Annotated in this window: 24 protein-coding genes and 5 tRNA genes; 20 read left to right on the top strand and 9 right to left on the bottom strand. The window is 69.1% G+C overall.

Going from position 1 to position 26,987, the window contains the following annotated elements:
• Window positions 1-13 precede the first annotated feature (13 nt).
• The 9 genes from AC1PMG_RS16690 (at window position 14) to AC1PMG_RS16650 (ending at window position 8,694) form a co-directional block, all read left to right on the top strand.
• Window positions 14-421 (top strand): hypothetical protein, encoded by a 408-nt coding sequence (locus tag AC1PMG_RS16690; protein ID WP_481109612.1) that lies wholly within the window; start codon window positions 14-16, stop codon window positions 419-421.
• Window positions 409-1,677: a bifunctional tetrahydrofolate synthase/dihydrofolate synthase gene (gene folC, locus AC1PMG_RS16685; protein WP_481111696.1), complete on the top strand. Its 1,269-nt coding sequence runs from the start codon at window positions 409-411 to the stop codon at window positions 1,675-1,677. The genes AC1PMG_RS16690 and folC overlap by 13 nt, the downstream gene beginning before the upstream one ends.
• Window positions 1,678-1,746: 69 nt before the next feature.
• Window positions 1,747-2,844 (top strand): SPOR domain-containing protein, encoded by a 1,098-nt coding sequence (locus AC1PMG_RS16680; RefSeq protein ID WP_481109611.1) that lies wholly within the window; start codon window positions 1,747-1,749, stop codon window positions 2,842-2,844.
• A gap of 95 nt (window positions 2,845-2,939) precedes the next feature.
• Entirely contained in the window at window positions 2,940-3,701 is a 762-nt protein-coding gene (locus AC1PMG_RS16675; RefSeq protein ID WP_481109610.1) for a CvpA family protein, read from the top strand.
• Between the two features lie 28 nt (window positions 3,702-3,729).
• Window positions 3,730-5,196, top strand: coding sequence for an amidophosphoribosyltransferase (gene purF / locus AC1PMG_RS16670; RefSeq protein ID WP_017913998.1), 1,467 nt, complete (start codon window positions 3,730-3,732; stop codon window positions 5,194-5,196).
• 31 nt (window positions 5,197-5,227) lie between these two features.
• A complete protein-coding gene (locus AC1PMG_RS16665) occupies window positions 5,228-5,776 on the top strand; it encodes a hypothetical protein (RefSeq protein WP_481109609.1) in 549 nt (182 codons plus the stop codon).
• Window positions 5,728-6,579 carry a ferritin-like domain-containing protein gene (locus AC1PMG_RS16660; RefSeq protein ID WP_481111695.1) on the top strand — a complete coding sequence of 284 codons (852 nt, stop codon included), beginning with the start codon at window positions 5,728-5,730 and terminating at the stop codon, window positions 6,577-6,579. The genes AC1PMG_RS16665 and AC1PMG_RS16660 overlap by 49 nt, the downstream gene beginning before the upstream one ends.
• Window positions 6,580-6,810: 231 nt before the next feature.
• On the top strand, window positions 6,811-8,055 hold the full coding sequence (locus AC1PMG_RS16655) for a zinc-dependent metalloprotease (protein WP_284467703.1): 1,245 nt from the start codon (window positions 6,811-6,813) through the stop codon (window positions 8,053-8,055).
• A gap of 141 nt (window positions 8,056-8,196) precedes the next feature.
• Window positions 8,197-8,694: a hypothetical protein gene (locus AC1PMG_RS16650; protein ID WP_481109608.1), complete on the top strand. Its 498-nt coding sequence runs from the start codon at window positions 8,197-8,199 to the stop codon at window positions 8,692-8,694.
• Between the two features lie 313 nt (window positions 8,695-9,007).
• Here AC1PMG_RS16650 and lpxH read toward each other — a convergent pair whose 3' ends face one another.
• The 8 genes from lpxH to AC1PMG_RS16610 form a co-directional block, all read right to left on the bottom strand.
• Complete coding sequence (gene lpxH / locus AC1PMG_RS16645) at window positions 9,008-9,745, bottom strand: UDP-2,3-diacylglucosamine diphosphatase (RefSeq protein ID WP_481109607.1); 738 nt, start codon at window positions 9,743-9,745, stop codon at window positions 9,008-9,010.
• A 205-nt stretch (window positions 9,746-9,950) separates the two neighbouring features.
• A complete protein-coding gene (locus AC1PMG_RS16640) occupies window positions 9,951-10,475 on the bottom strand; it encodes a phosphatase PAP2 family protein (RefSeq protein WP_481109606.1) in 525 nt (174 codons plus the stop codon).
• Complete coding sequence (locus AC1PMG_RS16635; protein WP_481109605.1) at window positions 10,459-11,592, bottom strand: glycosyltransferase family 4 protein; 1,134 nt, start codon at window positions 11,590-11,592, stop codon at window positions 10,459-10,461. The genes AC1PMG_RS16640 and AC1PMG_RS16635 overlap by 17 nt, the downstream gene beginning before the upstream one ends.
• A gap of 422 nt (window positions 11,593-12,014) precedes the next feature.
• Window positions 12,015-13,541, bottom strand: coding sequence for an exopolyphosphatase (ppx, locus tag AC1PMG_RS16630; RefSeq protein ID WP_342073915.1), 1,527 nt, complete (start codon window positions 13,539-13,541; stop codon window positions 12,015-12,017).
• A 55-nt stretch (window positions 13,542-13,596) separates the two neighbouring features.
• The gene (gene ppk1 / locus AC1PMG_RS16625; protein WP_017907840.1) at window positions 13,597-15,696 is read right to left on the bottom strand and encodes a polyphosphate kinase 1; all 2,100 of its coding nucleotides are present in this window, start codon (window positions 15,694-15,696) and stop codon (window positions 13,597-13,599) included.
• Between the two features lie 11 nt (window positions 15,697-15,707).
• Window positions 15,708-17,033 (bottom strand): phosphate regulon sensor histidine kinase PhoR, encoded by a 1,326-nt coding sequence (gene phoR, locus AC1PMG_RS16620; RefSeq protein ID WP_017907839.1) that lies wholly within the window; start codon window positions 17,031-17,033, stop codon window positions 15,708-15,710.
• A gap of 64 nt (window positions 17,034-17,097) precedes the next feature.
• Entirely contained in the window at window positions 17,098-17,787 is a 690-nt protein-coding gene (gene phoB, locus AC1PMG_RS16615) for a phosphate regulon transcriptional regulator PhoB (RefSeq protein WP_017907838.1), read from the bottom strand.
• Between the two features lie 83 nt (window positions 17,788-17,870).
• Window positions 17,871-19,514 carry a M48 family metalloprotease gene (locus AC1PMG_RS16610; protein WP_481109604.1) on the bottom strand — a complete coding sequence of 548 codons (1,644 nt, stop codon included), beginning with the start codon at window positions 19,512-19,514 and terminating at the stop codon, window positions 17,871-17,873.
• A 148-nt stretch (window positions 19,515-19,662) separates the two neighbouring features.
• Between AC1PMG_RS16610 and grxC the strand changes: the two genes are divergently transcribed.
• The 3 genes from grxC (at window position 19,663) to AC1PMG_RS16595 (ending at window position 21,553) form a co-directional block, all read left to right on the top strand.
• Entirely contained in the window at window positions 19,663-19,974 is a 312-nt protein-coding gene (gene grxC / locus AC1PMG_RS16605; RefSeq protein WP_017907836.1) for a glutaredoxin 3, read from the top strand.
• Complete coding sequence (locus AC1PMG_RS16600; protein ID WP_148828564.1) at window positions 19,971-20,381, top strand: carboxymuconolactone decarboxylase family protein; 411 nt, start codon at window positions 19,971-19,973, stop codon at window positions 20,379-20,381. The genes grxC and AC1PMG_RS16600 overlap by 4 nt, the downstream gene beginning before the upstream one ends.
• Before the next feature lie 164 nt (window positions 20,382-20,545).
• Entirely contained in the window at window positions 20,546-21,553 is a 1,008-nt protein-coding gene (locus AC1PMG_RS16595) for an isocitrate dehydrogenase (RefSeq protein ID WP_153751193.1), read from the top strand.
• A gap of 143 nt (window positions 21,554-21,696) precedes the next feature.
• Here AC1PMG_RS16595 and AC1PMG_RS16590 read toward each other — a convergent pair whose 3' ends face one another.
• The gene (locus AC1PMG_RS16590; protein WP_481109603.1) at window positions 21,697-22,497 is read right to left on the bottom strand and encodes a Bax inhibitor-1/YccA family protein; all 801 of its coding nucleotides are present in this window, start codon (window positions 22,495-22,497) and stop codon (window positions 21,697-21,699) included.
• A 154-nt stretch (window positions 22,498-22,651) separates the two neighbouring features.
• On the opposite strand from AC1PMG_RS16590, the gene AC1PMG_RS16585 reads away from it, so the two are divergent.
• The 8 genes from AC1PMG_RS16585 (at window position 22,652) to clpX (ending at window position 26,957) form a co-directional block, all read left to right on the top strand.
• Window positions 22,652-22,728 (top strand) — tRNA-Pro (locus AC1PMG_RS16585).
• A 44-nt stretch (window positions 22,729-22,772) separates the two neighbouring features.
• Window positions 22,773-22,849 (top strand) — tRNA-Arg (locus AC1PMG_RS16580).
• A 34-nt stretch (window positions 22,850-22,883) separates the two neighbouring features.
• Window positions 22,884-22,960: transfer RNA gene (locus AC1PMG_RS16575), tRNA-His, on the top strand.
• Between the two features lie 76 nt (window positions 22,961-23,036).
• Window positions 23,037-23,112, top strand: a tRNA-Lys gene (locus AC1PMG_RS16570).
• Between the two features lie 89 nt (window positions 23,113-23,201).
• Window positions 23,202-23,286: transfer RNA gene (locus tag AC1PMG_RS16565), tRNA-Leu, on the top strand.
• A gap of 191 nt (window positions 23,287-23,477) precedes the next feature.
• Entirely contained in the window at window positions 23,478-24,773 is a 1,296-nt protein-coding gene (gene tig, locus AC1PMG_RS16560; protein WP_481109602.1) for a trigger factor, read from the top strand.
• Window positions 24,774-24,915: 142 nt separating this feature from the next.
• Window positions 24,916-25,542, top strand: a complete 627-nt coding sequence (clpP, locus tag AC1PMG_RS16555) for an ATP-dependent Clp endopeptidase proteolytic subunit ClpP (RefSeq protein ID WP_017907831.1) — start codon at window positions 24,916-24,918, stop codon at window positions 25,540-25,542.
• Window positions 25,543-25,670: 128 nt separating this feature from the next.
• Window positions 25,671-26,957: an ATP-dependent Clp protease ATP-binding subunit ClpX gene (gene clpX / locus AC1PMG_RS16550; RefSeq protein WP_017907830.1), complete on the top strand. Its 1,287-nt coding sequence runs from the start codon at window positions 25,671-25,673 to the stop codon at window positions 26,955-26,957.
• Window positions 26,958-26,987 lie beyond the last annotated feature (30 nt).

Raw genomic sequence — 26,987 nt, 5'->3', positions numbered from 1 at the left:
AAGGCAAGATCAAATGCTTTCGCGCTTGACGCGCGAGTCACTTTTCTTTGCTTGTGCAAAGAAAAGTAACCAAAAGAAAGCACACCCGGGCGGCACGCCCTCCGCGCTGCGCGCTCCGGGTGCGCAAGCAGGCCGGACATTTTTCGGCGGCACATCCATGTGCCGTCGAAAAACGGCGCGCATCCTGCGCGCCGCCCCTGCGGGGTTTTTATCCGGCCTGCTTGCCGTGCCTCACGGGATCCGGAACAGCCAAAGCCAAAGCGACAGCCAAAGCCAGAGCCAGAGGCACAGCCAGAGCAAGAGCAGCAACAGCAACAGCAACAGCAACAGCCAAAACCAAAGCCAACGCAGCAGCAAAATGCGTCGCCGCTATGAGTGCGCGCGCTGTCGTCGCATCAGTCGAGTTCAATCGCCTCCATGAACACCCTCCCCGAATGGCTCGCCTACATCGAGCGCCAGCACCCCCAGGACATCGCCATGGGCCTGGAACGGGTGCGCGCGGTCGCCGCACGCATGCGCCTGACCAAGCCAGCCAAGCATGTCATCACCGTCGGTGGCACAAACGGCAAGGGCTCGACCGTCGCCTTCATCGAGGCGATCGCGCGTGCCGCCGGCTGGCGGGTGGGCAGCTATACCTCGCCGCACCTGCTGCGCTACAACGAGCGCGTGCGCATCGACGGCGAAGAGGCCGGCGATGCCGATCTGGTGACCGCCTTCGCGGCAGTGGAGGCCGCGCGCGGCGACACCGCGCTGACGTATTTCGAATACGGCACGTTGGCGGCGCTGTGGCTCTTCCAGCAGGCCAAGCTGGAACTGGCGGTACTGGAAGTCGGCCTCGGTGGCCGCCTGGATGCGGTGAACCTGGTCGACGCCGACGTGGCGGTGATCACCACCGTGGACATCGACCACACCGACTGGCTCGGCAACGACCGCGAGGCGATCGGCGCGGAGAAGGCCGGCATCGCGCGGCCGTGGAAACCGCTGGTGCTGGGCGAGATCGATCCGCCGTCCAGCGTGCTACGGCGGGCCTATGCGATCGGCGCCAATGCGCTGCGCGCCGGCAGCGACTTCTTTCACGACCCGATCGACGCCGACCGCTGGCGCTGGCGCGACGTCGGCACCGAGCTGCAGTTGCCGTTGCCGCAGCTGCGCGCGCCGGTGCAGCGCGCCAACGCCGCCACCGCCATCGCCGCCCTGCGCGCGCTGCGCCGCTCGCTGCCACGCAGCGCCTACGCCGAGGGCATCGCCGCCGCGCGCCTGCGCGGGCGCCTGCAGCCGTGCGTGCGCGACGGGGTGGAGGTGCTGGTCGACGTCGGCCACAACCCGCAGGCGGCCCGCGAACTGGCCGCCGCGCTGCAGGCGCAGCCGGTCGCCGGCCGCATCTGCGCGGTGTTCGCGGCGCTGGCCGACAAGGACGCCGCCGGGGTGGTGGAGGCACTGGCCGCGCAGGTCGATGCCTGGTACCTGGCCGGCTTGAGCGGCAGTCGCGGCCAGAGCGCTGCGCAGTTGCGCGCGCGGCTGGCGGGGACCGCCGCCGCCGAGGCCGGACTCGCCGAGAGCGTGGCGCAGGCACTGCAATCGGCGTTGGCGCAGGCGCAGCCGGGCGACCGGGTGCTGGTGTTCGGTTCGTTCCATACCGCTGCCGAAGCCTTGCACTGGCTGCATTCAGCCGGCTGATCCCGCCTCTGCGCGGGCCCACCTTATAATCGGCACGGCACTCCGCCACGCCGCCCCCTCAGCCTTTCCGTGGATACCGTCCTGAAACAGCGATTGATTGGCGCCCTTGTCCTGGTAGCGCTCGCCGTGATCTTCCTGCCGATGCTGGTGAAGGGGCCTGCGCCCGACAGCGGCGTGGCCAACGTCCCGCTGAAGGCGCCCGAGGCGCCGGCCGACGGCCAGTTCGAGACCCGCGAGCTGCCGCTGGTGACCCCGGGCGACGCACCCAGTGGCGGGGCGGTGGGCATGGCCAAGGCGCCGGGCGCCGCCGCTGCGCCAGCCGCCGCGCCGGCGCCGGTCAAGGACAACCCCGATGCCGCCGATCTGGCCGATCCGGCGGCCGGCAGCGCCGCGCAACCGTTGCCGCCGAGCACGGCCGCCGGCAACTACGCGGTGAATTTCGGCGCCTATGCCACCGCCGCCGATGCCGATGCAGTGATCGCGCGGCTCAAGCAGGCGCAGTTGCCGGGCTTCCGCGAGCAGGCCACGATCGGCGGGCGCCAGGCCTGGCGGGTGCGGATCGGACCGTATGCCGATCGCGCCCAGGCCGAATCCGTGCGCCTGCAGGCGGTCAAGGTCCGCAACGACGTCAACGCCCAGGTGGTGACCCTGGATGCGGCGCCGAGCAACGCCACTCCGGTGAGCGCCGCGCCTGCCGCCGGCAGCAATGTCGCCGCCGCCGCGCCCGCCGCCCCGGCCAGGACCGAGGCGCTGCCGCCGGAGCCGGCCAAGCCGGTCGCCACCGCCAAGCCGGCGACGCCGCCGGCGCCCAAGCCGGAACCGGTCAAGCCGGTGGCGACCAAGCCCGAACCCGCCAAGCCCGTGGCGACCCCGGCCACCACCGCGGCCGCCAAGCCGGCGCCGAGCGTGCCGGCCGCGCCTGCCGCTTCCGGTACCGGCTTCGCCGTGCAGCTGGGCGCGTTCGGCAAGGCCGAGGACGCCAATGCCCTGCGCGACAAGGTGCGCGCGGCCGGCTTCAGCGCCTTCGTCGAGCAGGTGCGCACCGACAAGGGCGCGCTGAACCGGGTGCGGGTCGGCCCGGTCGCCAACCGCGCCGATGCCGAGCAGTTGCGCGCCCAGGTGGCAGCCAAGGTCGGCATCAGCGGTATGGTACGTCCACATCCTTGATCGGGCCGCGGCCCATGGAGTAGCACGATGGTCCAGGGAAGGCAGGCGCGACGCGCGATCGGCGCGATGCAGCGGCTCGGCCGCGGGAGGCGCGCATGATCGACATGGTGCTGTTGGCGGTGATCCTGGTCTCGGCCCTGCTCGGGGCCCTGCGCGGGTTCGTCGGCATCGTGGTCGGCACGCTGTCCTGGTTCCTGGCCGGTTGGGCCACGTTCCAGTTCGGCGGCAATGCCGGGCAGTGGCTGGCCAACGGGTCCCGGCCGAGCATGAGCTACTACCTGGGCGGCTACGCGCTGACCTTCGTCACGGTGATGGCGGTGGTCGGCATCACCGGCATGGTGATCCGCACCGCGGTGCGCTCGACCGCGCTATCGGGCACCGACCGTGCGCTCGGCTTCGGCCTGGGTGCGGCGCGTGGCGGCTTCTTCGCCGCGGTGCTGGCGTTCCTGATGAGCTTCACCCCGCTGACCCGCGAGCCGGACTGGCAGCATTCCATGGTGCTGCCGGTGCTCAACCCGGGCGTGGGCTGGATGCGCGCGCAGATCCCGGACTGGCACATGCCACAGATGCCGCAGATGAACCTGTCGCAGATGCCGCAACTGAACGTGTCGCAGATGAATTTGGGCAACTTGCCCGCGGCAGGCGATAATGCCGCGCTGGGCAACGCCCTGCAGGCCAGTGGGCTGCAGGAGATGATGTCCAAGGCCCTGGGACGTCCCGGGGTGCGGTCCGCGCAGCCCGGGGGCGATCCGTCGCAACTGATGCCCGCGAACATCGATCCGGCGCAGGCGCGTCCGGCGCAATTCGACCCGGCACGGGTCGAACCCAACGGCCAGGCACGGCCACCTTCCCAATAGCGGCATTCCCGCCGCGGAGAGCGTTGACATGTGTGGCATCGTCGGAATCGTCGGCAACCAGAACGTGGCCGGGCAACTCTATGACGGCCTGGCCGTGCTGCAGCACCGCGGCCAGGACGCGGCGGGCATCGCCACCGCCGACGGTACGCGTCTGCGCGTGCAGAAGGCCAACGGGCTGGTCCGCGACGTCTTCGACGAGAAGCGCATGGCGGTGCTGGAAGGCCGCGTCGGCATCGCCCATTGCCGCTATCCGACCGCCGGCTCGGAAGGCATGGACGAGGCGCAGCCGTTCTACGTGAATTCGCCGTACGGCATCGCGCTGGCCCACAACGGCAACCTGGTCAATACCGAGGCCCTGCGCCAGCAGGTGTTCGAGGCCGACCGCCGCAACATCAACACCGATTCGGACAGCGAAGTGCTGCTGAACGTGTTCGCCTACGAGCTCGACGCGCAGCGCATGCTGACCCCGGAGGCGGCGATCCGCGCCGTGGCCGGCGTGCACCGCCGCTGCAAGGGCGGCTATGCGGTGGTCAGCGTGGTGCTGGGCCTGGGCCTGGTCGCGTTCCGCGATCCGCATGGCATCCGTCCGCTGGTGCTGGGCAAGCGTGAGAGCGTGGAGGGCGACGAGTACATCGTCGCCTCCGAGTCCTCGGCGCTGGACATCCTCGGCTTCACCCGCGTGCGCGACGTGCGCCCCGGCGAAGCGCTGGTGATCACCGGCCGCGGCGAGCTGTTCTCCGAGGTCTGCGCCTCGCCCACCGACCACACCCCGTGCATCTTCGAGTACGTGTACTTCGCGCGGCCGGACTCGATGATCGACAACGTCTCGGTGCACAAGGCGCGCATGCGCATGGGCATGAAGCTGGGCGAGAAGATCCTGCGCCTGCGCCCGGACCACGACATCGACACCATCATCCCGATCCCGGACACCTCGCGCGACGCCGCGCTGGAGATCTCCAACGTGCTCGGGGTGAAGTACCGCGAGGGCTTCGTCAAGAACCGCTACATCGGCCGCACCTTCATCATGCCGGGGCAGGGCGAGCGGGTGAAGTCGGTGCGCCGCAAGCTCAACCCGATCCACCTGGAATTCCGCAACCGCGTGGTGCTGCTGGTCGACGATTCGATCGTGCGCGGCACCACCAGCCGGCAGATCGTGCAGATGGCGCGCGACGCCGGCGCGCGCAAGGTGTACCTGGCCAGCGCCGCGCCGCCGGTGCGCTATCCCAACATCTACGGCATCGACATGCCGGCCGCCGACGAACTGGTCGCGCATGGCCGCAGCGAGCAGGAGATCCAGGAATTCCTCGGCTGCGACTGGCTGATCTACCAGGACCTGGAAGACCTGGAGACCGCGGTGCGCGAGGGCAACCCGGAACTGAAGGCGTTCGACTCCTCGTGCTTCAACGGCCAGTACACCACCGGCATCGAACCCGGCTATTTCGAGCGGATCATGCAACTGCGCTCGGACGAGGCCAAGCGCAAGCGCCGTGCCTGAGTCCCGCCGCCGCCGCGCCCGGGCGCGGCGCATGCTCGCGCTGGCGGGCCTGGTCGCGCTGTGCGGCGGCTGCACTGCTGACGACGCCACGCGGCCGGTGCAGGCGCTGGACGACCCGCGCCTGCGCGACGGCAGCGTGCCGAGTGCGCAGTTGACCATGCTGCAGCTGTACATGGCCCCGGACCAGTTGGCGCTGCTGCAGCCGGGCTACCGCGCGCCGCTGGCGATCGCCGGCGCGCAGCGCATCGGCGAGGACCTGCTGCTGCTGCGCCTGCGCGCGCAGCGCTCCTCCGACGACGTGCGCGCCGATGCGCCGCAGTGGGGGTATGCCGTCGATTGCCGGGATGGCACGGCGCGCCTGCTCGCCGCCGGCATCGGCGTCGACGCCGGCTGGCCGTCGAGCGCACCGCTGGCGAACATCCCCGAACCGCCCGCGGCCGACCGCCGCAGCGCCTTCGCCCTGGCCTGCGCGCACCGCGTGGACTGCGTGTTCAAGGTGCCCGGCAACCGCTGCGAGCAGGCCCAGCGCACCTGGCTGCAACGGCGCCAGGCGGCCGCGAATCCGTCGGTGGCGCCGTGAACGGCGACCTGTACCAGGCCGCGCGCGCCTGCCTGGATGCCGCCGACCCCGACGAGAAGGTCGCGCTGACCCAGCGCCATGCCGCGGCCTGGCGCGACGGCGCGCTCGCGGTGCCGGCCGCGGCGCCGGCGCCCGAGCCGATCCGCATGCCTGGGCGGCCGCCGCGGCCGCTGCTGGTGCATCCGCGCGAGTTGCCGCGGCGCGGCCTCGGCAGCGCCGAGGGCCGTGCGGCGTTCATCCACGCCATCGCCCACATCGAGCTCAACGCCATCGACCTGGCCTGGGACGCGGTCTACCGCTTCCGCGGCCTGCCGCCGGCGTTCTACGCGGACTGGGTGGCGGTGGCGGACGACGAATCGCGCCATTTCGTGTTGCTGCGCGACCGCCTGCGCACGCTGGGCCATGCCTACGGCGATTTCGCCGCGCACAACGGCCTGTGGGAGATGTGCGAGAAGACCGCCCACGACGGCCTGGCGCGGATGGCGCTGGTGCCGCGCGTGCTGGAGGCGCGCGGCCTGGACGTGACCCCGGGCATGATCGCCAAGCTGCGCGCGCTCTGCGACGACGCCACCGCCGACATCCTGGAGATCATCCTGCGCGAGGAAGTGGCGCACGTGGCCGCCGGCTCGCGCTGGTATCGCTGGTACTGCGCGCAGGCCGGGATCGAGCCGCGCGCCCGCTTCGCCGCCTTGCTGCGCGAGTACGCCGGCGGCTACCTGCACGGCCCGTTCAACCTGCAGGCGCGCCTGCTGGCCGGGTTCGACGAGGACGAATTGCTGGCGCTGCAGCAGCAGGCCGGCTGAGGCGGCGTCCTCCTGCGTCGTGGCGCGCGTGTCGCGTCCAAGGCGCAGGCGGCTGCATGAACGCCTGCGCGTGCGTTCTGTGACGCCTATCTCCGAGCGGAGACCCCGCTGCATTTGGTGCTTGCGCTGAACGGTGGCTGAGCGGCTAATCGAACTCCCCCGCGCGGCCTCCCCCGTTTCCGGCCGCGCGCGGGGCGACGTTCGTCCCTACTCACCACCCAGGAGTCCGACATGAAGTCGATGTGCAGCCTTACCGCGATGCTTGCCCTGTGTGTCGCCGGTTCCGCCTCCGCGGCCGGAACGCCCCTGTTCCAGAGCAGCCAGTACGTCTCCAAGTCCATCGCCGGCGAGCCGGCGCTGAGCCGCCTGCTGGCCAATCCCGCCACCGGCGCGGTGCAGCGGGTCGGCGTGAACGCCGCCGCGGTCACCGCCGGACAGAAGCAACTCGAGCTGGACCTGCTGGGCCAGCGCATCACCGCCACGCAGTTGAAGACCGAGCAATTGGAAGGCGGCAACAGCATCTGGTACGGCAATCTCGGCAATGCCGCGGCGGCACGGACCCGTGCGCTGTCCGGCCTGGATCCGCTGAACTCGGCGATCCTGGTGCGCAGCGGCGACACCATCACCGGCAGCATCCGCAGCAACGGCACGCTGTTCCACCTGCGTCCGATCGCCGGTGGCGGCCATGTGCTGGTGGAAGTCGACGAGCGGCGCATGCCGGCCGAGCATCCGGCCGACTACGCGCTGCTGCCGACCGTGCAGATGCCGCAGTCGGTGATCGACGAACGCGTGACCGCCGCCGGCGCCTCGTCGGGCTCGCCCGCGACCATCCGCGTGCTGGTGGTGGCGACCAACAAGGCGGTGACCAGCTACGGCGGCAACATGCAGTCGCTGGTGCAACTGGCGGTGGCCGAGTCCAACCAGGGCTACACCAACAGCAACGTCGGCATCACCATGCAGCTGGCCGGTTACGAGACCACCAACTACACCGAGTCCGGCGACTTCAACACCGACCTGACCCGCTTCCGCGGCACCAGCGACGGCTACATGGACAGCATCCATACCTCGCGCAACAGCACCGCGGCCGACGTCGGCGTGCTGATCATCGACAATTCCGCCTATTGCGGTCTCGCCTCGGGCATCGGTTCCACCGCCGCCACCGCGTTCGCGGCGGTGTACTGGGATTGCGCCACCGGCTACTACAGCTTCGCCCACGAGATCGGCCACCTGCAGAGCGCGCGCCACGACGTGGCCACCGACTCCAGCACCTCGCCGTACGCCTATGGCCACGGCTATCGCTACGGCAACAGCTGGCGCACGATCATGGCCTACAACTGCACCAGCAGCTGCCCGCGGCTGAACTACTGGTCCAACCCGAACGTGTCCTACAACGGCGTGCCGATGGGCAATGCCAGCACCGCCGACAACCAGCGCGTGCTGGTCAACACCAAGGCGACGGTGGCCGGGTTCCGTTGAGCCGGCCCGCGCGTGGCGCAGGCCGCCTGCCTGCGCCACGCGCAGCGAAGACGGCCGGAGCGGGCGCGGCGGCGTCCGCTTCGGCTATGCTGGGAAGCGGCGCTGGCGCGGCCGGTGCCGACCGACTTCCTGGGATCGACGATGTTCAAGCGCATGCGACTGCCGGCCGCGCTGCTGCTGGCGATGCTGAGCGCGGGCTGCGGCCCCGCTCCCGACCGGCAGACCGATACCCCGTCGCCGACCGCCAAGACCGACGCGCCGCGGGCGACCCCGCCGGCCGCACCAGCCGACACCTTCGACGGGAACCGCGCGATGGACGTGTTGCAGGCGCGCCTGTCCGCCGATCATGCCTATCCCGACCTGCAGTGCCTGGGCTACGCCGTCGAGGACGACGAGGACGCCGCCTCCGCGGCAGCGTCTGCAGCGGCCGCACCCGAGGCCGCCGCGCCGGCGGCGATCGAGATCGCCGTACGCGAGAAGCACGGCGACGGCTGCCCGGGCGACCCGCAGACCGAGCCGGTCCGCGACCGCTTCCGCGTCGAGCGCTCCGGCGCGATCCAGTGGTACGACGTGGTCGACGGCGACTTCGTCGAGTACGCGCAGTGGCGGCAGCAGCAAGCCGGTGGCGGCCTGCCCTGAGCGGCGTTTTCGCACCGCGCCGCGCGCGTGGTCGCGGCGGTGCGTGGCCAGGAAACGCGGGTGGAGGACGGTGGACCGGATGTGGGCGGTGTCGACGTCGCGCGCGGGCGGCAAGGCCGATAGCCGCGTTCAATGAGGTGGGCAGAGACGGCCAGGTGCGCTTGGACGCCGTCATCAGCGGCCCGGCGAAATCCGGGGCCGAAGCGCTATGCGGCGCCGTCCTGCAGCCGCGCCGCGGTCGCAGGGAAATGCGTTGCCGCGAAGTGCCGGGTGCGCATCATTGGGCTGCGCGCGGCCGCGCCGGAGGTTGGCGCTAGAGCTGTTGCAGCTGGCAGCCCTGCGCGTCCACGCGCAGCACCGAACCCTGTTCGTACCAGTCGCCGAGCACGATGCGGGTGCAGGCGCGGCCCTCCACGTCCAGCGCGTGCACCGCCGGCCGGTGGGTGTGGCCATGGATCATCCGCGCCACGCCGTAGCGGGCGAAGGTGGCGGCGACCTCGGCCGGCGCCACGTCGGTGACGGTCTCGAACTGCGCGCGGTCGCCCTGCTTCAGGTCGGCCTGGCGCGCCTGGCTGGCGGCGCGCGCCTGCTGCGCGTAGGCGATGCGCGCGGCCAGCGGCTGCGCCAGGAACTGCTGCTGGAAGGCCGGGTCGCGGGTCTGCGCGCGGAACGCCTGGTAGGCGGTGTCGTCGGTGCACAGCAGGTCGCCGTGCAGCAGCAGGGTCGGCTCGCCGTACAGATCGATCACGCAGGGGTCGGGCAGCAGGCGCAGGCCGGCGCGCTGCGCGTAGTCGGCGCCGAGCAGGAAGTCGCGGTTGCCGTGCATGAAGAACAGCGGCACCCCGGCCTCATGCAGCGCGTGCAGCTCCACCGCCACCGCATCGGCCGCCTCGGACGGCGTGTCGTCGCCGATCCAGGCCTCGAACAGATCGCCGAGGATGTACAGCGCCTCGGCCTGCCGCGCCTCGCCGCGCAGGAAGTCGAGAAACAGCGCGGTGATCGCCGGCCGTGCCGGGTCCAGATGCAGGTCGGAGATGAACAGCGTGGTCATTCGGCCATTGTAAGGCCGGGATTGGGGATTCGGGATTTGGGATTGGATGGCAGCCGCGAGCACGGGCATTACCGCGCTTTCGTAGGAGCGGCTTCAGCCGCGACCGGTTTGCCTTCCATGCGTCGCAGCTGAAGCCGCTCCTACGCTGACTGCCGGGATGGCCGGACGCCATCCCGAATCCCCAATCCCGAATCCCGGCTCCTCATCAAACCAACCACAACGACACGCCCGCCAACACCGCGCCGATGCCGGTGGCGGCGAGCACGTCGCTGGGGTAGTGCAGGCCCAGCACCACCCGCGACAGCGCCACGCAGGCGATGAAGGGCACCAGCAGCGGCGCCAGCCAGGGGTAGTAGGCGAGGGCGACGATGCCGAAGGACACCGCGTGCAAGGTGTGGCCGGAGGGGAAGCTGAACTCGTCCAGCGGCGCCACCCAGGCGCGGATGCGCAGGTCGGCGGCGTATGGACGCGGGCGGCGGGTCCAGCGCTTCAGACCCTTGTACAGGCTCAGCGCGACCACGCCGGTGGCGGCCATGTGCGCGGAGGCGAACACGCCGTCCATGCCGTCGCACAGCACCAGCAGGGTCATCAGCGCGTACCAGAACACGCCGTCGCCGAGGCGGCTGATCACCGCGAAGAAGCGTCGCACCGAACGCCGCCGGCACCAGTGGTTGGCGCGCCGGCACCAGCGGGTCTCGTGCCCGCGCAGGATCTCAAGCCGCGTCGACATGCGTCCTCCGGGTGTCCGCCAGTTGGTTGAGCAGGGCATCGAAATCGGCCACCACGCGCTCCGGGCGCAGTTGCTGCATCGACGCGCAGGCGGCCTCGCCCAGGTGCCGGCGCAGCGCGTCGTCGCTGCCCAGGCGCAGCGCGGCGGCGATGAAGGCCTCGTCGTCGGCCACCGCCGCACCATTGATGCCGTCGCGCAGGTATTCGCGCGCCGCGCCGTAGTCGAAGGCGACGGTGGCGACGCCGCTGGCCATCGCTTCCAGGGTCACGTTGCCGAAGGTCTCGCTGCGGCTGGGGAACAGGAACAGGTCGCCGCTGGCGAAATGCCGCGCCAGCGCGTCGCCGCGCTGGATGCCGCAGAAGATGAAGTCGGGATTCTCCTGCGCCAGGCGCTCGCGCAGCGGGCCGTCGCCGACCCAGACGAAGCGCGCGCGCGGACGCTGCTGCTGCAACTGGCGGAACGCGCGCACCGCCAGCGGCAGATTCTTCTCCGAAGCGATGCGGCCCACGTAGAGCACCGCGCAGTCGTCGTCCTGCAGGCCCCACTGCGCGCGCAACTGCGCATCGCGGCGCTGCGGCTCGAACTGCTTGCTGTCCACCGCGCGCGCCAGCAGGCGCACCCGCTCGAAACCCTGGGTGGCGAGAAAGTCGCGCAGTTCGCGGGTCGGCACCAGGGTCGCCTGGGCCTGATTGTGGAAGCGCCGCATCCAGCGCAGCGCGGTCGACTGCAGCCAGGCCGCGCCGTACTGCGGCAGGTACTCGTCGAAGCGGGTGTGGAAGCCGGTGGCGATCGGGATGCCCAGGCGCCGCGCGCTGCGCAGCGCCGACCAGCCCAACGGGCCTTCGGTGGCGATGTACACCGCATCCGGCGGCGCCGCCTGCCACAGCTTGGTCAGGCGCCGCGGCGCGGGCAGGCCGAACTTCAGTCCGGGGTAGCGCGGCAGCGCCGCACCGCGCACCAGCCGCAGATCCGCCGGGTCGGCGTCGCCGGGCTGGCGCGGACGCACCACGTCGACGGTATGGCCGCGCGCGCGCAGCCCCAGTTCCAGCCCCTGCACGGTCAGCGCGACGCCGTTGACCTCAGGGGGATACGTCTCGGTGACGATCGCGTAGCGCATGCGGGGGCTCCGGTTTGACAAAGCCTCGCGCAATGCAGTGAAGCGAACATGTCCAGCGCATGTAGGAACGATGACGCCAAAAGCCGGGATTGGGGATTCGGGATTGGGGATTCGGGGTTTTTCGCAAGTGCGTCGCCGTGCCGTTTTTCTGTGGGAGGGGCTTCAGCCCCGACGCGGTATCGGTAAGGCGTCGGGGCTGAAGCCCCTCCCACAAAAAAGCCGCGGTGTCGCGGCTTCAGGAGGGGCGGCTTTTCTTTCCAAAACCGGCACTTTTTTCAGCAAATCGCTTGACCACGATTTGACCGCGGACAGCATGCTGCCGTCCCGAATCCCGAATCCCGAATCCCGAATCCCGAATCCCGAATCCCGAATCCCGAATCCCGAATCCCGAATCCCGAATCCCGAGTCCCGAATCCCAGCCTTCAAGCCACGAATGGGCGGAAATTGATCCCCAACCCGGCCATGCCCTCGACCTCGCCGATCAGGTCGGCACGCTGCAACGGCCGCGACTCGATCCACGGCTGCGACAGGATCAGGTGCAGGTTGGCGCCATCGGCCTTCAGTTCCAGTGCCGGGATCGGGTCGGCCTCGTGCGCGCGGTGCAGCAGCACCGCCAGGCGCAGCAGCGCGGCCTTGCGCTTGGCGCTGAGCAGCAGGCGGTCGGGCAGTGCGTCGAACGCGGTCTTGGACACGTTGCGGCGGTGCGTGCGCACCAGCGTGGCCAGCACCTGCTGCTCCTGCCGCGAGAAGCCGGCGATGTCCGAGTGCTCCAGCACGTAGGCGCCGTGCACGTGATACTGGCTGTGCGCGATGGCCTGGCCGAGCTCGTGCAGGCGCGCGGCCCAGCCGAGCATGCGCGCGTCGTCGGCATCCAGCGCCCAGTCGCCGGCGACCTGCTCGAACAGCGCCATCGCGGTGTGCTCCACGCGCGCGGCCTGCGCCTCGTCGATACCGTAGCGCTGGGTCAGCGCGGCGATCGCGGTTTCGCGCGGATCGTTCTCGCCGCCGCGGCCGAGCATGTCGTAGAGGATGCCTTCGCGCATGGCCGCCTTGCTCACCATCAGCCGTTGCAGGCCCAGGGCCTGGAACGCCGCCTCCAGCACCAGCACGCCGCCGGCGATGATCGGCCGGCGGTCGGTGGACAGGCCGGGCAGGTCGATGTCCTCGATGCGCTTGGCCAGCAGCAGGCGGTCGCGCAACTGCGGCAGCGCTTCGGCGGTGATCGCGCCCTTGGTCAGCTTCATCGCCGCGCAGATCTCGCCGATCGCCTTGTGCGTGCCCGACGAGCCGAGCGCCTCGTGCCAGCCCAGCGCACGGTACTGCCCGGCGAACTGCTGGAACTCCGCGCCTATCTCGGTCAGCGCGTCCTTCCACTTCTTCTTGGACAGCTTGCCGCCCGGGAAGAAGCGCCGCGTGCTGGCGATGCAGCCGGCCTGCAGGCTCTCGCGTTCCAGGGTCTGGAAGCCGCTGCCGATGATGAACTCGGTGGAGCCGCCGCCGATGTCGATGACCAGGCGGCGTTCGTCCGGCTTGGGCGGCTGCGCGTGGGCCACGCCGAGGTAGATCAGGCGCGCTTCCTCGCGGCCGCTGACCACTTCGATCGGATGGCCGAGTGCGGTTTCGCCGGGAATCAGGAAGGTCTGCGGCGAGCGCAGCTGGCGCACGGTGTTGGTCGCCAGCGCGCGTACCCGCAGCGAGGGCAGGTCGCGGATGCGCTGACCGAAGCGCGCCAGGCATTCCAGCGCGCGCTGCCGCGCCTCGGCGGACAGCCCGCCCTTGTTGTCCAGGCCGTCGGCCATGCGCACGGTCTCGCGCAGGCGGTCCACCACCCGCAACTGCCCGAGCTGATAGCGGGCGATGACCATGTGGAAGCTGTTGGAACCCAGGTCGATGGCGGCCAGCAGGTCGCCGTCGCGCAGCGGCGGATGAGTGGGGGAGGTGGCAGGCATGGCGGAATGGTAGCCGATGCGCGGCGCGCGCCGTTGGCGCTGCGCCGCGGTGTGCTCAGAGCCCGTCGAGCAGGGCCAGTTGCGCCGAATGCGGCGGCTGGTCCTGGCCGGGGGCCAGCTTGCGGTAGTTGCCGTCGGCGTCCAGTTCCCAGGCGTTGAGATTGTCGGCCAGGTAGTTCTGCAGCACTTCGCGGTGGATGCGCTTGACCAGGTCCGGATCGAGAATCGGGAAGCCGGTCTCCACGCGCCGCAGCAGGTTGCGTTCCAGCCAGTCGGCGCTGGCGCAGAACAGTTCCGGCGCGCCGTCGTTGCCGAACCAGTAGACCCGGCTGTGCTCGAGGAAGCGGCCGACGATCGAGCGCACCCGGATGTTGTCGGAGACGCCCGGCACGCCGGGGCGCAGGGTGCAGGCGCCGCGCACGATCAGGTCGATCTTGACCCCGGCCTGCGAGGCCGCGTACAGCGCGCGGATCACCTGCGGCTCGTTGAGCGCGTTCATCTTGGCGATGATGCGGCCCGGGCGGCCGGCATGCGCCAGCTTGGTCTCGCGCTCGATCCGGTGCAGCACGCCCGGGTGCAGGGTGAAGGGCGATTGCAGCAGGCGCTTGAGGCGGATCTTCGGCGCCAGCCCGGACAACTGCTGGAACAGCAGGTGCACGTCGTTGCCGATGTCCACGTCGGCGGTGATCAGGCTCAGGTCGGTGTAGGCGCGCGCGGTGCCGCTGTGGTAGTTGCCGGTGCCCAGGTGCACGTAGCGGCGCAGCTTGCGGCCCTCGCGGCGCACGATCAGCAGCATCTTGGCGTGGGTCTTGTAGCCGACCACGCCGTACACCACCTGCACGCCGGCTTCCTGCAGGCGGTCGGCCAGGCCCAGGTTGGCCTCTTCGTCGAAGCGCGCGCGCAGTTCCACCACCACGGTGACGTCCTTGCCGTTGCGCGCGGCCAGCACCAGCGCATCGACGATCGCCGAGTCCTTGCCGGTGCGGTACAGGGTCTGCTTGATCGCCAGCACGTTGGGGTCGATCGCGGCTTGCTTGATCAGGTCCAGCACCGCAGTGAAGGCGTCGAACGGGTGGTGCAGCAACACGTCGCCGGCGGCGGCGATCTCGAAGATGCCTTCGCTGTCGCGCAGGGTGCGCGGATTCATCGCCGGATACTTCAGGTCCGGGCGCTGCACCAGGTCGTAGACCTGGTTGACCCGGCTCAGGTTGACCGGGCCGTTGATCCGGTAGACCGCGTTCTCCGGCAGTTCGAAGTTCTGCAGCAGGGTGCGCACGATCGATTTCGGGCAGTCCTCGGCGATTTCCAGCCGCACCGCCGGCCGGTAGCCGCGGTTGACCAGTTCGTCGCGCAGCGCCAGCGCCAGGTTCTCCACTTCCTCCTCGTCCACCACCAGTTCCGAGTTGCGGGTGACGCGGAACTGGTAGGAGCCCATCACCTCCATGCCCGGGAACAGTTCGTCGACGAAGGTGGACAGCACCGAGGACAGGAACACGAAGCTCTGGCCGCCCTCGGCCAGGCTTTCCGGCAACTGGATGATGCGCGGCAGCGAGCGCGGCGCGCGCACGATCGCCAGGTGGCCGACGCGGCCGAACGCGTCGGTGCCCTTGAGCACCACGACGATGTTCAGCGACTTGTTGAGGATCTTCGGGAACGGGTGCGCCGGGTCCAGCCCCAGCGGCGACAGCACCGGCATGATCTCGTTGCGGAAGTAGGCGCGCAGCCAGCGCTTCTGCCGCGCGTTCCAGGAATGCCGGCCGAGCACGCCGATGCCGGCGTCCTTCAGCGCCGGGCGCAGCACCTCGTTCCAGCAGCGGTACTGCTGGTCGACCAGTTGCGCGGCGCGGTCGTGGATCGAGGTGAGGATGGCGTTGGGGCTCATCCCGTCCGGCGCCGGCGGCAGCCCGAATTCCTGCGCGTGGCGCACGGTGGCGGCGCGGATCTCGAAGAACTCGTCGAGGTTGGTGCAGGAGATGCACAGGAAGCGCAGCCGCTCCAGCAACGGCACCTGCGGATCCTGCGCCTGCGCCAGCACCCGGAAATTGAAGTCCAGTTGCGACAGCTCGCGGTTGATGTACAGCGCGGGGTCGCGCAGCGGGTCGCTGGGAATGTCCGGGGGCGGCGTGGGCGGCAGGGCAGGGGCGCGGCGGGGCATGGTGTCTCTCGTTAGGCGGAGGTCAGGGTGGCATGGTCGTGCCGCGGATGCACGCGCCCGGCGCCGAAGTGGCAGGAGAAGGTGCTGCCCTTGCCGACTTCGCTCTCGATCTCTAGCCGCGCCTGGTGCAGGCCGAGGACGTGCTTGACGATCGACAGGCCCAGGCCGGTGCCGCCGCTTTCGCGCGAGCGGCTGCTGGAGACGCGGTAGAAGCGCTCGGTGATCCGCGGCAGGTGATGCGCGGGAATGCCGTAGCCGCTGTCGCGCACCGCCAGCACCGCGCCATCGCCCTCGCGGGCGAAGGTGATGCGGATGGTGCCGCCGGCCGCGGTGTAGCGCACCGCGTTGGTGACCAGGTTGGAGAAGGCGCTGTGCAGTTCCTTGTTGGAGCCGACCAGGTCGCAATCGGCCTCGTCGTGGACCTCGATGCGGTGCCGGCCCTGGCTGTGCGCCTCGGCCTCGCGGCGCAGCGTGGCCAGCATCGGCGCCATCGCGATCGACTCCTCGTTGGCGTGTTCCTGCGATTCCAGCCGCGACAGGGTCAGCAGATCCTCGACCAACTGGGTCATGCGCTGCGACTGCTTGCGCATCTCGGCGATCATCGGCCCCGAATCCGGAAAGTCCTCCGGGTCGAGCATGTCCAGGTAGCCGTGGACCACGGTCAGCGGCGTGCGCAACTCGTGCGAGACGTTGGCGACGAAATCGCGGCGTACCTGCTCCAGTTGCAGCAGCTTGCTGACGTCGCGCGCGACCAGCAGCCAGTGGTCGTCGGAATAGGGAATCAGGCGCAGGTTCAGGCGCAGGCGGTCGTCGACCGGGGAGGGCATGTCCAGCATCGGCTCGGCGTTGCGACCGCCGCTGAGCCAGTGCGCCAGCGGCATCGGCTGCAGCCGCTCCACCACCGGCGCGCCGAGGTCGCCGGGGTGGCGCAGGCCGAGCAGGGTGCCGGCTGCTTCGTTGAACCATTGGATGCGCTGGCTGTTGCGGTCCACCACCACCACCGCGTCGGGCAGTGCCGCGGCGGCGGCGCGGTAGGCGCGCAGCATGTCCAGCAGGCGCCGCTTGCGCACGCGCATTTCCGCCTGGCTGCGGTACAGCAGCCGGTCCAGTTCGTTCCATACGCCGGTGCCGGCCGGCGGCTCCCAGCGCTGGCGCGCGGTCAGCCGCCGCAGCACCCGCCGCAGCCGCCAGTAGTGCCAGCCCATCACCCCCAGCGACATCAGGGTCAGCGCCATCCACACATGGCCGCCGATCCAGCCGATCAGCAACGCCAGCAACAGCAGGCCGGCGAGCGTGCCGAGGGTCTTCAACCAGGCGGAGCGGATGTGGCGGGGCATCGGGAACGCACTCTGTCGCAAAGGATCGTGATCCGTCCGCCGTTATAGCAGGCGAAGGCGGCGGTCAGATGGACGCAGAGAAGCGATAGCCGGAACCGCGGACGGTCTGCACCATGTTTTCCACCGAGAACGGCTCCAGCGTCTTGCGCAGGCGGCGGATGTGCACGTCGATGGTGCGCTCTTCCACGTAGACGCTGCCGCCCCACACGTGATCGAGCAACTGCGCGCGGCTGTAGACGCGCTCGGGGTGGGTCATGAAGAAGTGCAGCAGGCGGTACTCGGTCGGGCCGATCGGCACCGGCGCCTCGCCGGCGAACACCCGGTGCGCGGCGCCGTCGATGCGCAGGCTGCCGACCGAGACGCTGCCGTCCTCGTCGTCCTCGCGGGTGCGGCGCATCACCGCGCGGATCCGCGCCAGCAGCTCGCGTGCGGAGAACGGCTTGACCACGTAGTCGTCGACGCCGGCCTCCAGGCCGCCGACGCGGTCGTTCTCCTCGCCGCGGGCGGTGAGCATGATGATCGGCACTTCGCGGGTCATCGCATCCTTGCGCCAGCGCCGGGCCAGTTCCAGGCCGCTGGTGCCGGGCAGCATCCAGTCCAGCAGGATCAGGTCCGGGACTCGGTCGGCGATCGAGGTCTGCGCTTCGCGGGCATCGCCGGCATGCACCGGCTCGAAGTCGCCCTTGCGCAGGGCGAACGCGACCATGTCGCGGATGGCCGGTTCGTCGTCGACGATCAGGATGCGTTTCTGCACAACGGCACCGTGGAACTGGGGAGGAAGGTCGCCAGTAGACTACGGTTTTATTACGGTTGAGTGACGCCTGACACGGGCGCGTTTCAGCGCCGTTGCATGTCCGGGTCCTGTACGCCCTGGCGGCGCAGTTCCAGCACCGTCGGGGTGATCGTGGCGATGCGGGCGTCGATGCGCGCGCGCGCCACGTAGTCCAGGTCGCTGCGCTTCTTCAGGTTGCTCAGCTGGATCAGCGCCTGCTCCGGATGCCCGTTCAGGTAGGCCGCCTCGGCGTACGCCTCGCCGGCCCGGGTGTCGTCGCCGGCCAGTTCGCAGGCGCGGGCGAAGGTGCGCTGGAACACCGGATCCTCCGCGGCCGCCCCGAGCAGCGGCCGCAGCACCGCCTGGGCGCGCTGGCCGGCCTGGCGGCCGCCCTGCTCGTTGAGGGCGGTCGCATAGCTCAGCGCCACCGCCCGATTGCTGGGCATGCGCTTGACCAGCGCCTCGAAGCGCTGGTCGGCGGCCTGGTTGCGGCCGGCCTTGGCCTCGGCCTCGGCCACCGCCACGGTCAGCCACCAGTTGTCCGGGTGCGCCTGCAGCAGGCTTTCCAGCGTCTGCGCGACCTCCTGCGCACTGCCGCCGGCACGCAGCCGGGCCAGCGCCAGGCCATAGCGCTGGGCATCGCTCAGGCCCTGCTTGCTGCCCTGGCGCAGGCCTTCGTACTCGCGGATCGCATCGGCCGGGGTGTTGGCGCTGAACACCCGCAGCCGCTCGCGTGCCCATTCGAACTGGCCGCTGGGGCCGCGCGCGTAGTTGGCGAACGGCAGCTGCAGGCCGCCGGGCAGCAGCGGGTTGCTGGGCGCGCCCAGCGGCTGGCTCAGCGACACGTCGTTCGGATCGACCCGCTCCTTCAGGGTGCCGCCGGGCACGCTGATGGTTAGGGTCAGGGTGTTCTTCTTCATCTGCTCGGCGCGATCGCGGGCCTCGCTGATGCGGGTGGTGGTGACCGGGTGGGTCATCAGGAAGTCGGGCGTGCTGTAGCCGCCCTGGTTGCCGCGCATCGCCAGCGACATGCGTTCGAAGAAGCCGGCCATCGCGTCGACGTCGTAGCCGCTGCGCGCCAGGGTGCGGATGCCCAGGCGGTCGGCCTCCGATTCGTTGGAGCGGGTGTAGTCGATCTGCCGCTGCTGCATCAGCCCCAGGCCGCTGGCGATCGCCGCCTGGGTGGCGTCGCCGCTGGAGCGCCCACCGGCCTGCTGCGCCGCGACCACCGCGGCGAGCATGCCGAGCAGGATCGGGATCTGGTCGCGCTGCGCCCGCTCCACCCCGCGCAGCACGTGCTGCTGGGTGACGTGGGCGATCTCGTGCGACAGCACCGCGGCCACCTCGTCCTCGCGCTCAGCGGTGAGCACCAGCCCGGCGTTGACCGCCACGTAGCCGCCGAGGGTGGCGAAGGCGTTGATCTGGCGGTCGCGCAGCATGAAGAAGGTGAACTTCTGCTGCGGCTGGTCGCTGTTGGCGCCGAGCCGGGTGCCCATGGTCTGCAGCCAGTCGTCGATCAGCGGGTCCTCGAGCACGTAGCCGTAGCTGCGCAGCTCGGCCAGCATCATCTTGCCGTACTCGGCCTGGCGCGCCGGGGTCAGCAGCTCGCCGGCCGAGGAGCCGATGTCCGGCAGCTTGTTCTCCTGGGCCGGCGCCACGGCGCAGGCGGTGGCCAGGGTGATCGCGAAGGCGAGCGGCAGCAGGCGCAAGACAGGCTCCAAGGGGCAGGCGGACGCCGGGTGGCGGCCGGGACGACGGTGAATCCGGGATGATTCGCAGTGTTGCGGCAGCGGCCTCGAAAATCCACCCGGCCGCTACCATAGTGGCTTGGACCTTCTACACCGCCCGGAGTTTCCCGTGGACAACCCAACTGCCGACACCGGCCACGCCGGCGGCCCGCCGATCACCCTCTATTCCACCGCGATCTGCCCGTACTGCGTGGCGGCCAAGAACTTCCTCAAGAGCAAGGGCCGCACCTGGAACGAGGTGCGGATCGACCTGGACCCGGCCGAGCGCGAGAAGATGGTTGCGCTGGCGCGGCGCACCAGCGTGCCGCAGATCTTCGTTGGCGACGTCCACGTCGGCGGCTACGACGACATGATGGCGCTGCACCGCGCCGGCAAGCTGGAGCCGCTGCTCGACGGCCACGCCCCCGAGGCGCAGGCATGAGCGGCGCTGCGACGGGCGAGGGCGGCGCCTCCGGGGAGGACCGGGTCCGCGCGTTCACCGAGTTCCGCCAACGCATGAACCAGCGCATCCTGGCCGAGCCGAACCAGGTGGTGCGGCGCTTCTTCGCGCTCGACACCCAGACCTACCAGGCCGGCGCGCTGGACGTGAAGACCAAGGAACTGCTCGGCCTGGTCGCCTCGCTGGTGCTGCGCTGCGACGACTGCATCAGCTACCACGTGGCCCAGTGCAAGGAGGCCGGGGTCAGCCGCGAGGAGTTCTTCGAGACCTTCTCGGTGGGCCTGGTGGTCGGCGGGTCCATCGTGATCCCGCACCTGCGCCGTGCCGTGGACTTCCTCGACACGCTGGAGGCCGGCGCCGCCGCCCCGGCGCAGCACGCGCACGACTGAGCCTGCTTCGTGCTGCCCCGATGGTCACCGGCGCTCGCGCCGGCGGCCGTCCGGTTTTGGGCGCCTTCACCGGCTTCGGGCATAATTACCGCTGAAACCTCCTTGCGCCTGCAGCCCCGGTTCCCGGGCGGCGCTCCCCCCTCTTGTACGGAAACCGCAACCCTATGACGCAGACAATCACGGTCATCCGTGGCGATGGCATCGGCCCGGAGATCATGGACGCCACGCTGTTCGTGCTCGACGCGCTGAACGCCGGCCTCACCTACGAATACGCCGACGCGGGCCTGGTGGCGCTGGAGAAGCACGGCGACCTGCTGCCGGCCGCCACGCTGGAGTCGATCCGCAAGAACAAGGTGGCGCTGAAGAGCCCGCTGACCACGCCGGTGGGCGAGGGCTTCAGCTCGATCAACGTGGCCATGCGCCGCCAGTTCGACCTGTACGCCAATGTGCGTCCGGCCAAGTCGTTCCCCAACACCAAGTCGCGCTTCGGCGCCGGCGTGGACCTGATTACGGTGCGCGAGAACACCGAAGGCGCCTACCTGAGCGAAGGCCAGGAAGTGTCCGCCGACGGCGAGACCGCGCTGTCGATGGCCAAGGTGACCCGCAAGGGCTCCGAGCGCATCGTCCGCTACGCCTTCGACCTGGCCCGCGCGACCGGCCGCAAGAAGGTCACCGCGGTGCACAAGGCCAACATCATCAAGTCCACCTCGGGCCTGTTCCTGAAGGTGGCGCGTGAAGTGGCGGCAAACTACCCGGAGATCGAGTTCCAGGAAATGATCGTCGACAACGCGTGCATGCAGCTGGTGATGCGCCCGGAGCAGTTCGACATCATCGTCACCACCAACCTGTTCGGCGACATCCTGTCGGACCTGTGCGCCGGTCTGGTCGGCGGCCTGGGTCTGGCCCCGGGCGCCAACATCGGCGTGGACGCGGCGATCTTCGAAGCCGTGCACGGCTCGGCCCCGGACATCGCCGGGCAGGGCAAGGCCAACCCGTGCGCGCTGCTGCTGGGCGCGGCGCAGTTGCTGGACCATATCGGCCAGCCGCAGAACGCCGAGCGCCTGCGCAACGCCATCGTCGCCACGCTGGAAGCCAAGGACGGGCTGACCCCGGACCTGGGCGGCAGCGGCAACACCATGGGTTTCGCCCAGGCCATCGCCAGCCGCCTCTGAGCGGCCGGAAGATCCCAGAAAAAGAAAGGGCGCCCCAGGGCGCCCTTTCTTTTGCTCGGAAGTTTGTCTGAAGCAAAGCCCGCTCATCGATCAAGGGGAGTTCGCTTTTACGATTCCCCAATCCCGATTCCCGACTCCCGGCTTCAATTCCGCGACTGCAGCTTCGACAGCAGGCGCAGGAACTCCAGGTACAGCCACACCAGCGTCACCATCAGGCCGAACGCGCCGTACCACTCCATGTACTTGGGTGCGCCCTGTTCGACGCCGCTCTCGATGAAGTCGAAGTCCAGCACCAGGTTCAGCGCCGCCACCACCACCACGAACAGGCTGAACAGGATGCCGACCGTGCCGGAGGCGTGGATGTACGGGATCTGGATGTTGAAGAAGCCCAGCACCATCGTGGCCAGGTACACCAGCGCGATGCCGCCGGTGGCCGCGACCACGCCCAGCTTGAAGTTCTCGGTGGCCTTGATCATGCCGCTGCGGTAGGCGAACAGCATCGCGAACAGGGTGCCGAACGTCAGCAGCACCGCCTGCAGCACGATGCCGTTGAAGCGCACTTCGTACATCGCCGAGATCGATCCCAGGAAAAAGCCTTCCACCAGCGCGTACAGCGGCGCGGTGATCGGCGACCATTCCTTCTTGAAGATCGTGATCAGGGCCAGGATGAAGCCGCCGATCAGGCCGCCCAGCGCGTAGCCGGCCACGCCAGGGGCGATCATCGCGTTGCCCGCGGCATCGATCGAGACCGACTGGCTCCAGGCGAATACGGCGGTGAGCGCTGTCAGCATCAACAGCACGCCGGTCTTGTTGGCGGTGCCGTTCAGGGTCATCGCACCGCTGTCGCGCGCGACGACCGTGCCGTTGCCGGGCGAGACCACGTTGCCGCTGTGCAGATCGAGGAAGGTGGATTCCTTCAGGGCGGGGTTGCCGCTGCGAAGCATGCTGTTTTCTCCTTCAAAATGGCGCATCGGCCGATGCCGACGGCAAGGCCTGAGCATAGCGCAGGCGATGTTGCGTGCATGCGACGTTGACAGCGGGCCGCAAGCTTCTCACAATAGCCGACCTTTCCGGCCTTGGCCGCGAGGGATGTTCCGCCGGGGTATAGCGCAGTCTGGTAGCGCGCCTGCTTTGGGAGCAGGATGTCGGGGGTTCGAATCCCTCTACCCCGACCAATCCGATGTCCAACGGCGGAAAGGAATGCGACAATCCAGCCAGGGCGCCCGTAGCTCAACTGGATAGAGCACCGGCCTTCTAAGCCGGCGGTTACAGGTTCGATTCCTGTCGGGCGCGCCACATGGCGCCGGGCGGGAGATGCAAGGTTTCAATGGTGGCTGTAGCTCAGTTGGTTAGAGTACTGGATTGTGATTCCAGATGTCGGGGGTTCGAGTCCCCTCAGCCACCCCATTGATCGCGTGACCCGATGCTTCGCGGGGTGTTGCAACGAAGCAAAAAAGCACATAGAATGTGCGACTCAGTTTCAGGGCCGTTAGCTCAGTTGGTAGAGCAGTTGACTCTTAATCAATAGGTCCAAGGTTCGAATCCTTGACGGCCCACCAAAACGAAAGGCACCTGCTCCGGCAGGTGCCTTTTTCTTTGCCGGCCGGCCTGCAACAATGTGCCGGCAGGCGCCTTCCGGCGCTGCAGCGCGAAAGTGGCGGAATTGGTAGACGCCCTGGTTTTAGGTACCAGTGCCGCAAGGCGTAGGGGTTCGAGTCCCCTCTTTCGCACCATCCAAGCCCCTGCGGCCCCTTGCGGCGATGGCAGGTTCGGCGTCGCCACGGCGGTCTCCCGGCCCTGCGCTGGCAGGCACCGCGGGAATAGGCGAAACTATCCGGCTGCGGCGGCCGTCCCGTGCCCGCGTCAACCCGTCTTTACTACATCGTGCCGAGAGCCCCGTGGGCTCCCGGTGGCAGGAGTCCACATGCAAGCTTCGATCGAAACCACCGGTACCCTGGAACGGCGTCTGACCTTCACCCTGCCGGGGGATCGCCTGGAAACCCATGTCGGCGGCCGCCTGCGCGAAGTCGCGCGTACCGCGCGGATCAAGGGCTTCCGTCCGGGCAAGATTCCGGCCAAGGTGATCGAGCAGCGGTTCGGGCCGCAGATCCGCGCCGAGGCGCTGGACGGCCTGCTGCGCGAGACCTTCGACTCGGCCGTGCGCGAGCACGAGCTGCGCCTGGCCGGGAACCCGCGCATCGACCGCGCCGGCGACAACGAACTGCAGTTCGTGGCCACCTTCGAAGTGGTGCCGGACTTCGGCGACATCGACGTCTCGACGCTGCAGGTGATCCGCCACACCGCCGAGGTCACCGACGCCGACATCGAGCAGATGATCGAGAACCTGCGCCTGCAGCGCCGCACCTGGCAGCCGGCCGCGCGCCCGGCGCAGGACGGCGATCTGGTGACCCTGGAGACCTGGTCGCAGGTCGGCGACGAGCGTCTGCCGACCGAGGGCGTGGAGAAGGGCAGCAGCGTGATCGGTTCGGGCGTCATGTTCCCGGCGATCGAGCAGGGCCTGATCGGCCTGTCCAAGGACGAAGAGAAGACGCTGACCGTCGACTTCCCGGCCGACTGGCGGGTGCCGCAGTTCGCCGGCAAGCAGGTCCAGGTCCACGTGAGGGCGGTCGACGTCGCCGCGCCGGTGCTGCCGGAGGTGGACAAGGAGTTCATCAAGAGCTTCGGCGTGAAGAGCGGCGATGCCGAGCAGTTCCGCAAGGACATCCGCATCAACCTCGAGCGTGAGCTCAAGGGCGCGCTGATGAACCGCCTGCGTCGCGAAGTCGGCGAGCAGCTGATCGCCGCCTACGCGTCCGTCGAAATGCCGCCGCGCCTGGTCGAGAACGAAGCGCGCGCCATGCTGGCGCAGCAGGTCGAGCAGTTGCGCCGTTCCGGCCGCGACCCCGGCCAGGTGCCGGAGGACGCCCACCAGGGCTTCATGGACGCCGCGCGCAAGCGCGTGCTGGTCGGCCTGCTGGTCGGCGAGGTCGCCCGCCGCAACGAACTGCGCCTGGACCCGAAGCGGGTTTCGGAAACGTTGCGTCTGATCGCCTCGACCTACGAAGAGCCGGAACAGGTCATTGAGATGTACCGCAACGATCCCCAATTGATGGGGGGACTGCAGAGCCGCGTGATGGAAGAGCAGGTGATCGACTGGATCGCCGAGCGCGCCCAGCACACCGAGCAGGCGATGTCGTTCCAGGACGCGATCCGTCAATAAGACGACGCGTCGCCGTCTCGCGCATCCCGGCATGCGCGAGGTGGTTCCCCGTTTCACTCCCCGCGGCGGCGGGGCGCAACACGATGCGAAGCCCTGTACATCCCCGTACAGGGACGGACCCCGAGCAGCAGGAGATCACCGCGTGGACAATGTGACCAAGGCCTTGAATCTGGTTCCGATGGTGGTCGAGCAGACCAGCCGCGGCGAGCGCGCCTACGACATCTATTCGCGCTTGTTGAAGGAGCGCCTGATCTTCCTGGTCGGCCCGATCGACGACCACATGGCCAATGTGATCGTGGCCCAGCTGCTGTTCCTGGAAGCGGACAATCCGGAGAAGGACATCAGCATCTACATCAATTCGCCGGGTGGCGTGGTCACCGCCGGCATGGCGATCTACGACACCATGCAGTACATCAAGCCGGACGTGAGCACCATCTGCGTCGGCCAGGCCGCCTCGATGGGCGCGCTGCTGCTGGCGTCGGGTGCGGCCGGCAAGCGCTACGCGCTGCCGAACTCGCGGGTGATGATCCACCAGCCGCTGGGCGGCTTCCAGGGCCAGGCCACCGACATCGACATCCACGCCCGCGAGATCCTGACGCTGCGCGCGCGGCTGAACGAAATCCTGGCCAAGCACACCGGCCAGTCGCTGGAAACCATCGCCCGCGACACCGAGCGCGACAACTTCAAGAGCGCTGTCGACGCGCAGGCCTACGGCCTCGTCGACCAGGTCCTGGAGCGTCGTCCGGATGAGTCCATCCAGCCGGCATAAGGCTTGCATGTACTGCAAAACGCAGCGTATTCCGCAGGGCCGGGGTCGGGCTAGCGTCCTCCCGGCCCTGTGCTATTCTCGAAATCGAACCCCCGTTCATCGGGTGGGGTAACTGGGTAAGCGAAGCAATGAGCGAAGACCGGCAAGGCCGTTCCGGCGACAGCAACAAGATCCTGTACTGCTCGTTCTGCGGCAAGAGTCAACACGAGGTCCGTAAGCTGATCGCCGGGCCCAGCGTGTTCATCTGCGACGAATGCGTCGAGTTGTGCAACGACATCATCCGCGAGGAGCTCGAGGAGAAGGCGCAGTCGGCACGCAGCAGCCTGCCCAAGCCGCGCGAGATCCTTGAAGTGCTCGATCAGTACGTGATCGGTCAGCAGCGCGCCAAGCGCACGCTCGCCGTGGCCGTGTACAACCACTACAAGCGCATCGAGAGCCGGCAGAAGAACGACGAGGTCGAACTGGCCAAGTCGAACATCCTGCTGGTCGGTCCGACCGGCTCGGGCAAGACGCTGCTGGCCGAGACGCTGGCACGTCTGCTCAACGTGCCGTTCACCATCGCCGATGCGACCACGCTGACCGAGGCCGGCTATGTCGGCGAGGATGTGGAGAACATCATCCAGAAGCTGCTGCAGAAGTGCGACTACGACGTCGACAAGGCGCAGCAGGGCATCGTCTACATCGACGAGATCGACAAGATCTCGCGCAAGAGCGAGAACCCGTCGATCACCCGCGACGTGTCCGGCGAAGGCGTGCAGCAGGCGCTGCTGAAGCTGATCGAAGGCACGGTCGCCTCGGTGCCGCCGCAGGGCGGGCGCAAGCATCCGCAGCAGGAATTCCTGCAGGTGGACACCAAGAACATCCTGTTCATCTGCGGCGGCGCGTTCGCCGGCCTGGACAAGGTGATCCAGCAGCGCTCCAACGACGCCGGCGGCATCGGCTTCGGCGCCAAGGTGAAGAGCTCCGAGCGCAAGCGCGAGGTCGGCAAGATCCTGGCCGACGTCGAGCCGGAAGACCTGATCAAGTTCGGCCTGATCCCCGAGTTCGTCGGCCGCCTGCCGGTGGTCGCCACGCTCGAGGAACTGGACGAGCCGGCGCTGATCAAGATCCTCACCGAGCCCAAGAACGCCATCACCAAGCAGTTCAAGAAGCTGTTCGAGATGGAAGGCGTGGAGCTGGAGTTCCGCCAGGACGCGCTGCTGGCCATCGCCAAGAAGGCGCTCAAGCGCAAGACCGGCGCACGCGGCCTGCGCACCATCGTCGAGTCGGTGCTGCTGGACACGATGTACGAGCTGCCGTCGCAGGAAAACGTCAGCAAGGTGGTGGTGGACGAGTCGGTGATCGAGCACAAGTCCGAGCCGTACCTGATCTACCAGACCCCGCCGGCGGCGCCCAAGGTCGCCTCCGCGGAATGACCCTGGGCAGGCGCTGCGCGGCGACCCTGT

The sequence above is a fragment of the Xanthomonas sp. NCPPB 2250 genome, assembly GCF_056725265.1.
This window is presented reverse-complemented; position numbering and strand designations above follow the sequence as displayed.

Excerpts from the sequence above, each read along its gene's own strand:
- AC1PMG_RS16690 (WP_481109612.1), top strand. The coding sequence starts at position 14 with ATGCTTTCGCGCTTGACGCGCGAGTCACTTTTCTTTGCTTGTGCAAAG.
- AC1PMG_RS16675 (WP_481109610.1), top strand. The coding sequence starts at position 2,940 with ATGATCGACATGGTGCTGTTGGCGGTGATCCTGGTCTCGGCCCTGCTC.
- purF (WP_017913998.1), top strand. The coding sequence starts at position 3,730 with ATGTGTGGCATCGTCGGAATCGTCGGCAACCAGAACGTGGCCGGGCAA.
- AC1PMG_RS16665 (WP_481109609.1), top strand. The coding sequence starts at position 5,228 with ATGCTCGCGCTGGCGGGCCTGGTCGCGCTGTGCGGCGGCTGCACTGCT.
- AC1PMG_RS16655 (WP_284467703.1), top strand. The coding sequence starts at position 6,811 with ATGAAGTCGATGTGCAGCCTTACCGCGATGCTTGCCCTGTGTGTCGCC.
- AC1PMG_RS16650 (WP_481109608.1), top strand. The coding sequence starts at position 8,197 with ATGTTCAAGCGCATGCGACTGCCGGCCGCGCTGCTGCTGGCGATGCTG.
- lpxH (WP_481109607.1), bottom strand. The coding sequence starts at position 9,745 with ATGACCACGCTGTTCATCTCCGACCTGCATCTGGACCCGGCACGGCCG.
- AC1PMG_RS16640 (WP_481109606.1), bottom strand. The coding sequence starts at position 10,475 with ATGTCGACGCGGCTTGAGATCCTGCGCGGGCACGAGACCCGCTGGTGC.
- AC1PMG_RS16635 (WP_481109605.1), bottom strand. The coding sequence starts at position 11,592 with ATGCGCTACGCGATCGTCACCGAGACGTATCCCCCTGAGGTCAACGGC.
- ppx (WP_342073915.1), bottom strand. The coding sequence starts at position 13,541 with ATGCCTGCCACCTCCCCCACTCATCCGCCGCTGCGCGACGGCGACCTG.
- ppk1 (WP_017907840.1), bottom strand. The coding sequence starts at position 15,696 with ATGCCCCGCCGCGCCCCTGCCCTGCCGCCCACGCCGCCCCCGGACATT.
- phoR (WP_017907839.1), bottom strand. The coding sequence starts at position 17,033 with ATGCCCCGCCACATCCGCTCCGCCTGGTTGAAGACCCTCGGCACGCTC.
- AC1PMG_RS16600 (WP_148828564.1), top strand. The coding sequence starts at position 19,971 with ATGAGCGGCGCTGCGACGGGCGAGGGCGGCGCCTCCGGGGAGGACCGG.
- AC1PMG_RS16595 (WP_153751193.1), top strand. The coding sequence starts at position 20,546 with ATGACGCAGACAATCACGGTCATCCGTGGCGATGGCATCGGCCCGGAG.
- AC1PMG_RS16590 (WP_481109603.1), bottom strand. The coding sequence starts at position 22,497 with ATGCTTCGCAGCGGCAACCCCGCCCTGAAGGAATCCACCTTCCTCGAT.
- tig (WP_481109602.1), top strand. The coding sequence starts at position 23,478 with ATGCAAGCTTCGATCGAAACCACCGGTACCCTGGAACGGCGTCTGACC.
- clpX (WP_017907830.1), top strand. The coding sequence starts at position 25,671 with ATGAGCGAAGACCGGCAAGGCCGTTCCGGCGACAGCAACAAGATCCTG.